A 12434-nucleotide genomic window follows, 5' to 3' on the forward strand; every position below is an offset into this window, starting at 1 on the left:
TGAATGAGTGTCATTTGTCTTGATCTGTACCCATCTCGCGGCTGCTCCGAACGGGTGTACAGATGCTGAACCCCCGTAGTTGTCCACAGGCCCGGGGAGGGCTCCGGACGGCGAAGGGCTGCGGCGGGACCCTTCTCGGCATGAACGGCAACGAGGAACACCTGGTCCAGTCCGTCACCGGCCCGCTCTCCGGGCAGGTCCCGCTCCAGCTGCGCGGCCCGGCCGACATGGCCGAGATGCTGCCCTACCTGCTCGGTTTCTTCCCCGACGACAGCATCGTCGCGGTGGGCCTGCAGGGGCCGATGCTCCAGCAGGGCGGCGTCATCCGGCTGGACATCCCCACCGACCCGGCCGACTGGCCCTCGGTCGCGGCCGACACCGCCCGGCTGCTCGTCACGCTCTCCGGGCAGCGGGACAGGCCGCCCGAGCAGGTGCTGCTCTACCTCTGCCGGGATGCGGTCGCCCCGGCCCCCGGAGCCGGGAGGGAGGCCGACGACGGGGCGGGCGGTGGGGTGGCCGACGGCCCGGGGGTGCTGACCGGGCTCCGGCCGCTGGCGGAGCAGCTGGCCCAGGCGTTCCGGGCCACCGGGGTGCTGGTGAAGGAGTCCCTGCTGGTCTCGGGTGGCCGCTGGTGGTCCTTCCTGTGCGGCGGCGAGAGCTGCTGCGACCCGGCCGGGGTGCCGATCCGCTCGGTCCGGCTGCCCAGTCCGGTCGCCGCCGCTGCCGCCTTCGCGGGGGTGGCGCCGCGCGGTAGCCGGAAGGCGATCGCCGCCGGGCTGTTCCCGGTCGGGCCGCCGGAGGACGCCCCGGCCCGGGAGGCGATCGAGCGGGCCGGGCCGCAGCTGGTCCACGAGCTCTCCGGCCCCGGCGGCCGGTCGGCGACGCTGGAGCGGACGGCCGTGCTGCTCGCCGAGGTGTTGGCCGAGTTCGGCGCCGGGGCCCGCGAGCTCGACCGGGGCCGGACGGCCCGCCTGCTGGTCGGTCTCCAGGACAAGCTGGCCCGCGACCGCGCCGCCGAGTACGCCGAGCCGGACGAGCTGGTCCCGGCCCAGCGGCTCTGGCGCTACCTCGCCCGGCAGTGCGTCCCGCCGTTCGAGCACTACGCGGCACCCCCGCTGACCCTGCTCGCCTGGACGTCCTGGCTGGCGGGGGACACCGCGACGGCCCGGGTGGTGCTCTCCCGGGTGCTCGACCTGGACCAGGGGTACACGCTGGCCCAGCTGCTGTACGAGTCCCTCAACGGCGGCCTGCACCCGAGCGAGCTGCACGACCGGGTCCGCCAGGAGCGCCGGGCCCGCGAGCGGTTGGCGGTCCGCCGGCCGGCGGATGTGGTGGTGCCTCCGGACGACCCCACACCGCCCGCCGCGCCGCCCGCGCCCGGAGACCCGGCCGTGCCGACGCCGCGTCAGCACCGTCCGACCACGCCGGAGGAGCCCGCGGGCCCGGCTGGTGCGGCGAATCAGCCCGACCGGCCCGAGCAGCCCCGGGTGCCCCGTCAGGTCGGTGATCCGGGGAGCTCCGGCCGGCCGCCCTCGTCCCGGCAGAGCCGTCGGAAGGCCCGCCGCTCGGGCCGGGCGGGCGGTGGCGGCCCGGCGTTCGGCCTCCCGGAGGAGGCGGGCCCGCTCACCGTCCGGGCGGCGAGGCGGGCCCATCGTCCGCACCGGGCCCACCGGGCCAGGCGGGCCCGGTGACGGGCCCGCCCGGCCCCGGACGGCGCGTCCTAGACCTCGCCGCGTGCCATCCGGATCAGCCGGTCGAGGACGGCGCCACCACCGGCCCGCAGCCCGTCGTGCTCCCATTCGTTGGTGACCCACACCCGGGTGCCCCGGACGGCGTCCGCCGTGGCCAGCGAGTCGGCGGTGTCGACGTACATGTCGTCGTGGTAGACCGCTGCCACCACCGGGACTTGATTGGCCGCCAGCTGCTCCGGGGAGTACAGGTCCGGCCAGTCGGTCCGCTCCGCGAGCAGCTGGGCGGTCTCCCGCAGCGGCCGCAGCGCGGGGTCGTTCTCGAACAGCGCGGGGTAGATCATCTCCCCGGTGAGGAGCACCGGCCGCCCCTCCCGCACCGCCGCCTCGGCGTCGAACTCGGGGTACTCCTTGCGGACGCGCTCCGCCGCCCACTCGGTCCCGGCCGGGTCCACCGACCGCTGGCCGTAGATGGCTTCGTGCAGCACCGCGTACAGCGGCCCCTGGGCGAAGGAGAGGTGGGCCTGCACCTCGGCCAGGAAGGTGTCGGAGAGCTCGGGCCCGGCGACGCCCTCGACCCAGGCGTCCTCCAGCAGGTAGTGCAGCACGTGCGAGCCGCTCCCGGTGCCGAGCAGCATGCCCAGCCCCTGGAACGCCTGCACCGTGAGCAGGCCGCCGTCCGGCAGCTCGGCCGGCCGCTCCAGCAGGTGCGCGGCGATCCGCTGAACGGCCGTCACATCGCCCGGGTAGCGGGCGTAGTGCCCGGCGTTCTTCCGGGCCACCCGGGGGTAGGCGGCCCGATATACGTCCTCGGCCGAGCTGCGCAGGCCCGCCAGACCACCGGTCACGAAGGCTTCGCGGACACCCTCCGGGGCGATCGAGAGGTAGCTGAGGACGCAGAAGCCGCCGAAGCTCTGGCCGAGAAGGCTCCACCGGCCGGAGTCCCCGAGCAGCTGACGGCGGATCAGCTCCGCGTCCCGGACGATCGAGTCGGCCCGGAAGTGCGCCAGGTAGTCGGCCTGCTGCCGGGGGGTGCCACGGCGGGCCAGGGTCTGCCGGGTGGCGGGGGTGGACCGGCCGGTGCCGCGCTGGTCGAGCAGCAGCACCCGGTAGTCGTCCAGGGCCCGGACCAACCAGCCGTCCCGGCCGATCGGGCGGTTCGCCCGGCCGCCGGGGCCGCCCTGCAGGAAGAGCAGCCACGGCAGGTGGTCGCCCTCCCGGCCGGAGGCGACCACCTCCCGGGCGTACACCTCGATCTGCTCGCCCTCCGGGGTCCGGTGGTCGAGCGGCAGGTGGAAGACGTGGTCGGTGGTGACAATCCCGGGCAGCCGGCTGGCGGTGGACATACAACTCCTCGGTACACGCTGGTCACAGGCGCTGAGCGGCGGCCACCCACGGAGTTCCCGGTGCGCCCGCCGCCGCCACCGCACCGTATCCTGGCGCGGGCGAAGCAGCCGCAGGGCCGGGATCCGGTCGGGGCACTCCGGCCGCGAACGACTCGGGGGAGCCGTCGCCGAGCGCCGCCGACAGCGGCTGTTCGAGGTGGTGCGACAACTGGTGCGGCGGCCGAGCGGTCCGCCGATGGCCGCCGGATCGGCGTGACCTGGGGGAGGTGCGGTGCGTTCAACCTGCGAGTCATATGCGCCGACCGATCGAACGACGTCCGGGCGGCGGATGTCCGGGTGCCGGGGCAGCGCGGCCCACGACACGACCGGCCCGTCCGCCCGGCACCACACCACGGGCGTGGGCCCGGTCCCACGCTCCATGAGCGGTGCGCCCGCCGCCGCTGCCCAGCCGTACCCGCCCGTGATCGACCACGAGCCCGGCCGACCGGCAGTCCAGCCGTCGACCGGCCGAAGAAGGAGAGCCTGGTGACCGACCCAAGGCCGCCCCGGGCCACACCGCCCCCCACCGGGTCTGCCGCACCGTCAGGTCCCGCCGGGCCCGCTCTGCACCCCGCCCCCGGCGCCGCCTCCACCGGCCCGGGCCCCGCCTGGTCCGGCGTCGTCCCGGCGGCCCCGCCGCACTCCGTGCCCCAGCCTGCGGGCAACCCCACCGGGCAGTTCGCGCCCCCCCGCCCGCCGTACGCACCGGCCGGCGGGGGCCCGTCCGCCGACGCACCGTCCAGGGCCGGTGTCCCGCGCCCCGAGCAGGCGCCCGGCGCCACCCCCGCCCCCCACCCCGCCCCGCATCCCGCCCCGGCGGCCGGGGCGCCCGGCCAGCCGCCGCGCCCGCCCGTCCAGGCCCGCCCGCAACCCGTCGCCACGCACGCCACCGTGCTGTGCGTCAGCGCCCCGGCGATGGCTGCCTCAGGCCCGGACGGCCAGCTGCGCGGGCACGGCCTGCACGGCTTCTACCGCGCGGGCGTCCGCACCCTGGCCAGGATGGAGATCCGGCTCGGCGGGATGGAGCCGATGCCGCTCCAGGGCACCCTCACCTCGGCGGCCGGGGCCCGCTTCGTCGGCGCCGTCCGGCTGCCCGGCGACCCAGATCCGGATCCGACCCTGACGGTCGAACGGCTCCGCCACGCCAACGGCGTGGAGACCGTGACGGTCCGGAACACCGGCAGCCGTCCGGCCCGGATACCGCTGGAGATCGCGCTCGGCACCGATCTCGGCCTGCTGGCCGAGATCGCCGCAGGCCAGCGCTCGGCGGACCTGCCCGGGCAGGTCCAGTCGGCCGGGCTGCGCTGGGCCGGTCCGCAGCACAGTGCCACCGCCACCGCCCGGCCCTCACCGCACGCCGTGCTGGCCGGTGCCGGTGTCCTGCGCTGGGACTTGGAGGTGCAGCCCGGCGCCCGCTGGTCGGTCGAGCTGAGCACCGCCCTGGAGACCGCCGCCCCGGTGGGCGTCCGTCCGCCGACCGGGCGCGGCGCGGGCGTGCCGCTGCCCTGGTCCGAGCCCGAGGTCAGGTGCGACGACTCCCGGGTGGCGCTCCTGGTGCCGCGCTCGCTGGACGCGCTCGGCAGCCTGCTGGTCGCCGACGCGGACCGGCCGACCGATCTCTACCCCGTCTCCGGTGCGCCCTGGCGGTTCGGCCTGACCGCCGCCGACGCGCTCTGGGCGGCCAGGCTGGTGCTGCCGCTCGGCACCCGGCTGGCGGCCGGTACGTTGCGCGCGCTGGCCCGTCGCCAGCCGACCTCGGGGCCGCAGTCCGGGGTGATCCCCGGGGTGCTCCGGCACGCCGGGCCCGAGCTGCCGCCGTCCTGCACGGCCACCGAGGCGACCCTGCTGTTCGTCACCGTGCTGGCGGAGGCGTGGCGTTGGGGCCTGCCCCGCCAGGAGGTCGCCGACCTGCTGCCCGCCGCCGAGCGGGCACTCGCCGCCCTGCACGCCAACGTCTCCGACGACCGGCCGGCGGCCGAGGACGTCGGCGGCCCCGAGGGCCCGGTCGGCTTCGTCACCGACCTCGGCCGTTCCGCCGAGGAGCGGGCTGCCCGGCCGGTGCCGGCCCGCTGCGAGGTGCAGGCCCAGGCCCACCGGGCCGCGCTGCACGGGGCCGAGCTGCTGGAGGCGTTCGGCCGCCCCGGCGCCCCGGAGTGGCGGGCCTGGGCGGCCGGTCTGCGCGACCGCTTCCGGGACCAGTTCTGGATCGACGACCTGTCAGGTGGCCGCCCCGCCGCGGCACTTGTCGGCCCGGGGCGACCGCTGCCCGCCGTCGCGTCCTCCTTCGTGCACCTGCTGGATCTCGGCCTGGCCGGAGGCGGTGCCCAGCACGAGGGCCTGCTCGACCGGGAGCAGACCAGGATCCTGGCGCAGCGCCTGGTGGCCCCGGAGTTCGACTGCGGCTGGGGCCTGCGGACCCTCAGTGCCAAATCGCCCCGGTTCAACCCGCTCGGCCACCGCAGCGGCGCCAGCCGGGTGCACGAGACGGTGCTCGCCGTCACGGGCCTGGCCGAGGCCGGGTTCGAGCGGGAGGCCCGGGTCCTGCTGGACGGCCTGCTGGACGCGGCCGCCCACTTCGAGGGGCGGTTGCCCGAGATGTACGCGGGGGAGCAGCGGGTGACGGGCTGTCCGCCGGTGCCGCACCCGGCGGCCTGCCGTCCGGCGGCGCTCTCCTCGGCCGCCGTGGTCCACCTGGTGACCGCACTGGCCGGCGTCCGGCCCGACGTGCCCGCCGGGCGGGTCACCGTCCGCCCGGCCAGCACCGCACCGCTGGGGGAGCTGGAGCTCGGTGGCCTGCGGGTGGCGGGCGAGCCGTTCTCGGTCCGGGTCAGCCGGATCGGAGTGGCCGTGGTGGAGGAGGCGTCACCGGAGCTCCAGCTCGGCGCCCGCTGAGCCCGCCGGGCGGGGCCGGGCCGCTTCGGGCCGGCCCCGGAGCCGACCGGGGCCGGCTGACGAGGTCTGCCGACGGCTGTGCTTATCGTCAGAGAGACGACTATGATCGGCGCCATGTCGCGTTATGACCCGTCGGCCTTCCCCCCGTTCGCAGTCACGGTCGACCTGGTGGTGCTGACGGTGCGGGAGCACGCGCTCTGTGCACTGCTGGTCCGACGGGGCGAATCCCCGTTCCAGGGCTACTGGGCGTTGCCCGGTGGTTTCGTCCGGCCCGGCGAGGGCCTCGCCGAGGCGGCCTCCAGAGAGCTGGCCGAGGAGACCGGCCTGCGCGCCCACTCCGCGCCGGGCCCGGGCCCGAGCGCGGTCGGTGCCCACCTGGAGCAGCTGGCCACCTACGGCCACCCCCAGCGCGACCCCCGGATGCGGGTGGTCAGCGTGGCCCACCTGGTGCTGGCTCCCGACCTGCCCACCCCGCAGCCCGGCGGCGACGCCAGCAGCGCCCGGTGGGCCCCGGTCGGCGACCTGCTCGGCCCCGCCCCGGTCGAGGGGGTGCCACTCGCCTTCGACCACGGCAGGATCCTCGCCGACGGCGTGGAGCGGGCCCGCTCCAAGATCGAGTACTCCTCGCTGGCCACCGCGTTCTGCCCGCCCGAGTTCACCGTCGGCGAGCTGCGCCAGGTCTACGAGGCGGTCTGGGGCGTCGTCCTCGACCCCCGGAACTTCCACCGGAAGGTCACCGGCACCCCGGGCTTCCTGCTGCCCACCGGCGGGACGACGACCCGTCAGGGCGGCCGCCCCGCCCAGCTCTTCAAGGCGGGCGGCGCCACCGTGCTCAACCCGCCGATGCTCCGCCCCGAGGGCTGACCTGAGTCCTGTGCCGAGTCTTGACTCAGGTCGGCCCCCCGGTCGCCCCAGCCGGCCCCGGCCGGTGCTCGCCGACTGCCACGTCCGGCCCCGCCGCTGTCCCCTGATCGGGTGAGCTGGACGGGCACACCGTCCCAGCTGCGTCCGTAATGACCGATTTCTCGCCCTGCTCGCCCTACTGTGCAGGCTCGGGGCCAGCGGTGCTCCGTGGCCCCGGTCGGCCGAGACATGGGAGCAGGCAGCGATGATCCAGATCACCGGACTGACCAAGGTCTACCGCCGGGGCCGCGCACCGGCCCTGCTCGACCTGAGCTTCGACGCCCGTCCCGGCGTGGTCACCGCCCTGCTGGGCGCGGAGGGTGCGGGCAAGACCACCGCCCTGCGGCTGATGGTCGAGCTGGAGCGCGGCCAGGGGATCACCCTGTTCGACGGCCGGACGTACCGCGGGCTCCGCCGTCCCGAGCGCCACGTGGGCGTGCTGCTCCCCGGCGCCGACGGCGACGTGGCCGCCAGTGGCGGCCACCCGGGCTTGAAGGCCCGCGCACACCTGCGGATGCTCGCGGGTGCGGTCGGCGTCCCCGCCTCCCGGGCCGACGAACTGCTGGAGCAGACCAGGCTGGCGGGAGTCGCCGGGCACCGGCTGCGCTCGTTCTCGCCCGGGATGCACCGCCGGCTGGCCCTGGCGGTCGCGCTGCTCGGCTCGCCCGGGACGCTCCTGCTGGACGCCCCGACCGAGGGCCTGTCCCCGCGCAACGTCGAGTGGTTCCACTCCTTCCTGCGCTCCTTCGCGGTTTCCGGCGGCACCGTCCTGGTCACCACCCGCACGCCGCGCGAGGCCGCGCTGCTGGCGGACCGGGTGGTCACGCTGGACCAGGGGCGGCTGATGGCCGACCAGCCGGTGGTCGAGTTCCGTCGCACCAGGCTGCACCCCGAGGTGTCGGTCCGGGGCCCGCAGATGGCCCGGCTGGCCGACCTGCTGACCGAGCAGGGCCACCAGGTCCGCCGGGACGGCGGGGTGGGCATCGCGGTGAGCGGTCTCGGCCGCACCGAGATCGGCGAACTCGCCTACCGCCACGGCATCCTGCTGCACGAACTGGCCGACCGCGTGGTCGAGCAGCCCGTCCCGTACCCCGCCCTGCCCACCGCCTCCGGCCGCTCCGGCCACGTCCTCCCGGTCCCGCCGGACTCCCCGGGGGCCCAGCGTGGCGACGCCCAGCCGCCGCAGCAGACCGCCCAGTCCGGCCTGCCCGGGCAGGCCGACCAGTCGGCGCACCCCGGCCACGCCACCGAGCACCCCGGGCAGGCCACCGAGCACGGCAGGCAGTCCGCCGAGCACCCCGAGCGTCCCGAGGAGCAGACCGCCACCCTGGTCCCGCAGCTCGCCGCCGCCAGCGCTGGCTCCGGCGCCGAACAGCCGCCGCACAACACCGTCTTGACCGGCCGTCAGTTGTTCCGCGACGAGACCCCGACCCCCCACCCCACCCGCCGTCCCACCCCCCGGCCCGTCGCCGGGCCCGACCACCGGAGCGAGTGACCGTGCGCGTACTGGCATACGAGGTGCGCCGGCTGCGCGGCCTCCGGTCCACCTGGCTGATCCTGGCCGCCGTCCTGCTGACCGACGCCGCCGTGGCGGCGGTGCTGGCCCGGCAGCTCCCCGCCGGAGCGATCGGCACGGCCGCCGCGGTCCGCTGCGTGACGGCCGTCGTCCCGCTGCTGCCGCTCCCGATCGCCGCGCTCGGCGCCGGGGCGATCGGTGCGATGTCGTACGGCCACGAGGTCCGGTACCCGGGCCTGCCTGCCGGCCGGGTCTCGTACCGTCGCCGGCTCGGGCTGCTGGTCGCCAAGCTGGCCGTGACCGGCGTCCTGGCGGTGCTGGTCGCGGCCACCACCGTGCTGCTGGACGCGGCCGTGCTGCGGCTGCTGCACGCCCCGGGGGCACAGGTCGCCGCCCTGTTCGACCCGGCCTCGGCCGAATTCGCCGATCCGCTCCGCCCGTTGCTCTTCTTCGTCGGTCTGACCGCACTCGCGGGCTGGGCCGGGCTGCTGGTCACCTCGCTGGTGCGCAGCGCCGCGGCCGGTCTGCTGATCCTGTGCGCCGTCCCCGCCCTGCTCGAACCGGTGCTGTCGCTGCTGCTCCGGCAGAGCGGCCGGGTCTGGCCGGGCCAACTGCGTGAACTGCTGCCTTTCCAGTACGGGTTGGACCTGGTGCGGGGCGCCGATGCCCAGCAGCTGGCGGTCGCCCCGGCGCTGGACGGCCTGCTGCTGGCCGCCGTCTCGGTGCCGGCGGTGCTGCTGCTGTCGGCCGGCCTGCTGGTCCAGGTCCGCCGTCGCGCGCTCTGACCGGTGCCCGCCGCAGCCGTTCGGACGCGCGGATCGGCTTGCGCCACGGCATTGGTGACGTCCTGTCACCAAGCTCGGCAGCCCAAGGGCGAAATGGTGGCTTCTGGCTGATAAGAAGTCAATTATCCGGTCACGGGCGATCACCCTTTCGTGTGCTTTTCACGAGAATTCTCAAGCCGGGCCCGCCGATCGCCGACAAAGGACCTGTGAGTACCCTTGCGCACCCCACCATGACCACCGCTCGCCCGTCCGACGCAGTCGGCCCCGCCGAGCTGGACCGCTTCTCCTACGCCGAACGGCCCACCCCGCCCGCCCCCCGATGGGAGGGCGCCGAGTCCGAGCTCCGGGTCGGCCGGAAGACCACCAGCAGCCGGGGCCGCGGCCTGCACGGCCAGTTGGTCCAGCAGCTCGGTCAGATGATCGTCTCCGGCGACCTGGGCGCCGACCGTCCGCTGGTGCCGGAGGAGATCGGCCAGCGGTTCGAGGTCTCCCGCACCGTCGTCCGCGAGTCCCTCCGGGTCCTGGAGGCCAAGGGCCTGGTCAGCGCCCGGCCGAACGTCGGGACCAGGGTCCGCCCGGTCAGCGACTGGAACCTGCTCGACCCCGACATCATCGAGTGGCGCGCCTACGGGCCGCAGCGCGACGAGCAGCGCCGCGAGCTGTTCGAGCTCCGCTGGGCGATCGAGCCGCTGGTGGCCCGGCTGGCGGCCGGCCACGGCCGGGAGGACGTCCAGCAGCGGCTGGCCGAGCTGGCCGAGCTGATGGGCCTCGCCGCCACCCAGGGCGACCTGGTCGGCTACGGCCGGGCCGACCTCGAACTGCACGCGCTGATCCTGCAGATGGCCGGGAACCGGATGCTGGAGCACCTCTCCAGCATCGTGTCCTGCTCGCTCCAGGTCTCCGGCGGCCCGGCCACCTCCTGCGAGCGTCCGTCGGAGTCCTCGGTCAACCTGCACATCCGCCTGGTCGACGCGCTCGGCACCGGTGACGGCACCGCCGCCGACGCCGCTGTCCGCGCCCTGCTCACCGTGCACCCCGAGGTCGAGCACTCCGTCCCGGCCCCCCGCGAGCACTGACGGCCGGCTCCGGTCGCCGACCCCGATCGTGAACCCGGCTCGCGGCACCGCCCGCGAGCCCTGATCCGGCACCCTGCCAGGCCGAACACCGTCCGGGCGGTCGAACGAAACCTCGATCACGAGCCCGAAAGGCAACGATCCGAGTACGGATACGCGTCGGTACCCAATGGCCCTTCAGCCGTCTTCACCTGCGGCTGAAGGGCCATGGCCGTCTTCCGGCCGTGATCCGGGCCGCTCGGGGCCCGCCGGTGTGACCGGCGCCACCAAGGCCATGCGTAACACTTGAGGAGCAGCGGCGATGTGTACGGAGCGGAAGCAACTCCGGAATACCACCACCGTGTCAGAATGCTGTGTTGGTCTGCGGCGCCGCTGCCGTCCTGCACACCCCAGTCCTCAAGCCCGAGCCGGTCGGAGCCGGGCCAGCGCGGATCGCGCGTGGCCGCTCCTGTCGCCTCGGCAGCCGGGTACTGGTGTCGAGTTAACTCATCGTCCGAGAGGTTGTTCGTGTCGGCCAGCACATCCCGTTCGCTCCCCCCCGAGATCGCCGAGTCCGCGGCTCTGCTGGCGCTCATCGAGCGGGGCAAGGCCCAGGGGCAGATCGCCGGTGACGACGTGCGTCAGGCTTTCGAGGCGGACCAGATCCCGGTCACCAAGTGGAAGAACGTCATGCGCAGCCTCAATCAGGTTCTGATTGAGGAGGGTGTGGACCTCATGGTCAGCGCGGCGGAGCCCACCGCCGCCAAGCGCAAGAGCGTCGCGGCCAAGACCACTGCCAAGCGCACGGCGGCCAAGGCCGTCACCACCCGCAACCCGTCCGCCCCCACCAAGCCGCCGGTGCGGATCGCGCCGTCCGCGAACCCCGTCGCGGCCCCGGTCGTGGCCGAGGTCCGCGTGGTGGAGAGCCTGGAGACGGACGCCGTGACCGGCGAGGTCAAGGTCGTCACCGCCAAGAAGGCGGCCGCGCCCGCCAAGAAGGCGGTGGCCAAGAAGGCCGCCCCGGCGAAGAAGACCGCCGCCAAGAAGACCGCCGCCAAGTCCGGCGACGAGCCCGGTCCCGAGGACGAGATCGAGGACGATGCGCTGCCCGGCGACAAGCCCGAGGCCGAGCCGGAGGAGGAGTCGAAGGGCTTCGTGCTCTCCGACGACGACGAGGACGACGCCCCGGCGCAGCAGGTCGCGGTCGCCGGTGCCACCGCCGACCCGGTCAAGGACTACCTGAAGCAGATCGGCAAGGTCCCGCTGCTCAACGCCGAGCAGGAGGTCGAGCTCGCGAAGCGGATCGAGGCCGGCCTGTTCGCCGAGGACAAGCTGTCCGCGGCAGACAAGCTCGCCCCCAAGCTCAAGCGCGAGCTGGAGATCATCGCCGAGGACGGCCGCCGGGCCAAGAACCACCTGCTGGAGGCCAACCTCCGCCTGGTGGTCTCGCTGGCCAAGCGCTACACCGGCCGCGGCATGCTCTTCCTGGACCTGATCCAGGAGGGCAACCTGGGCCTGATCCGTGCGGTCGAGAAGTTCGACTACACCAAGGGCTACAAGTTCTCCACCTACGCGACCTGGTGGATCCGGCAGGCGATCACCCGCGCGATGGCCGACCAGGCCCGCACCATCCGCATCCCGGTGCACATGGTCGAGGTCATCAACAAGCTGGCCCGCGTCCAGCGCCAGATGCTCCAGGACCTGGGCCGCGAGCCCACCCCGGAGGAGCTGGCCAAGGAACTCGACATGACCCCCGAGAAGGTCATCGAGGTCCAGAAGTACGGCCGCGAGCCGATCTCCCTGCACACCCCCCTCGGCGAGGACGGCGACAGCGAGTTCGGTGACCTGATCGAGGACTCCGAGGCGGTCGTCCCGGCCGACGCGGTCTCCTTCACCCTGCTCCAGGAGCAGCTGCACTCCGTCCTGGACACGCTCAGCGAGCGCGAGGCGGGCGTGGTCTCGATGCGCTTCGGCCTGACGGACGGTCAGCCGAAGACGCTGGACGAGATCGGCAAGGTCTACGGCGTGACCCGCGAGCGGATCCGCCAGATCGAGTCCAAGACCATGTCGAAGCTGCGCCACCCGTCCCGCTCCCAGGTGCTGCGCGACTACCTCGACTGATCGGGAGTCACCTCCCCGAGGCGTCACCCCGAAGGGCCCGGAGCACTCCAGCTCCGGGCCCTTCGGGCCGTCCGGGGCGGGTGTTGGTCAAA

At 74.8% G+C, this 12434-nt stretch carries 8 protein-coding genes; 7 read left to right on the top strand and 1 reads right to left on the bottom strand.

Annotation, left to right across the window (positions count from 1 at the left end):
* Positions 1-140 precede the first annotated feature (140 nt).
* On the top strand, positions 141-1691 hold the full coding sequence (locus tag OHV05_RS23965; RefSeq protein WP_405019470.1) for a DUF4192 domain-containing protein: 1551 nt from the start codon (positions 141-143) through the stop codon (positions 1689-1691).
* Positions 1692-1720: 29 nt separating this feature from the next.
* Here OHV05_RS23965 and OHV05_RS23970 read toward each other — a convergent pair whose 3' ends face one another.
* Positions 1721-3034 (bottom strand): alpha/beta fold hydrolase, encoded by a 1314-nt coding sequence (locus tag OHV05_RS23970; RefSeq protein WP_405019471.1) that lies wholly within the window; start codon positions 3032-3034, stop codon positions 1721-1723.
* A gap of 525 nt (positions 3035-3559) precedes the next feature.
* Here OHV05_RS23970 and OHV05_RS23975 point away from each other — a divergent pair.
* From OHV05_RS23975 to OHV05_RS24000, 6 genes are all read left to right on the top strand, one after another.
* Entirely contained in the window at positions 3560-5965 is a 2406-nt protein-coding gene (locus tag OHV05_RS23975; protein WP_405019472.1) for a glycogen debranching N-terminal domain-containing protein, read from the top strand.
* 114 nt (positions 5966-6079) lie between these two features.
* Entirely contained in the window at positions 6080-6829 is a 750-nt protein-coding gene (locus OHV05_RS23980; RefSeq protein WP_405019473.1) for an NUDIX domain-containing protein, read from the top strand.
* A 244-nt stretch (positions 6830-7073) separates the two neighbouring features.
* Positions 7074-8363, top strand: coding sequence for an ATP-binding cassette domain-containing protein (locus OHV05_RS23985; RefSeq protein ID WP_405019474.1), 1290 nt, complete (start codon positions 7074-7076; stop codon positions 8361-8363).
* Between the two features lie 2 nt (positions 8364-8365).
* A complete protein-coding gene (locus tag OHV05_RS23990) occupies positions 8366-9169 on the top strand; it encodes a hypothetical protein (protein ID WP_405019475.1) in 804 nt (267 codons plus the stop codon).
* A 152-nt stretch (positions 9170-9321) separates the two neighbouring features.
* Positions 9322-10245: a FadR/GntR family transcriptional regulator gene (locus tag OHV05_RS23995; RefSeq protein WP_405019476.1), complete on the top strand. Its 924-nt coding sequence runs from the start codon at positions 9322-9324 to the stop codon at positions 10243-10245.
* 504 nt (positions 10246-10749) lie between these two features.
* Positions 10750-12342: an RNA polymerase sigma factor gene (locus tag OHV05_RS24000; RefSeq protein ID WP_405019477.1), complete on the top strand. Its 1593-nt coding sequence runs from the start codon at positions 10750-10752 to the stop codon at positions 12340-12342.
* Positions 12343-12434: the final 92 nt, after the last annotated feature.

The organism is Kitasatospora sp. NBC_00070, from assembly GCF_045041205.1.
In the GTDB taxonomy this organism is placed as follows: domain Bacteria; phylum Actinomycetota; class Actinomycetes; order Streptomycetales; family Streptomycetaceae; genus Kitasatospora.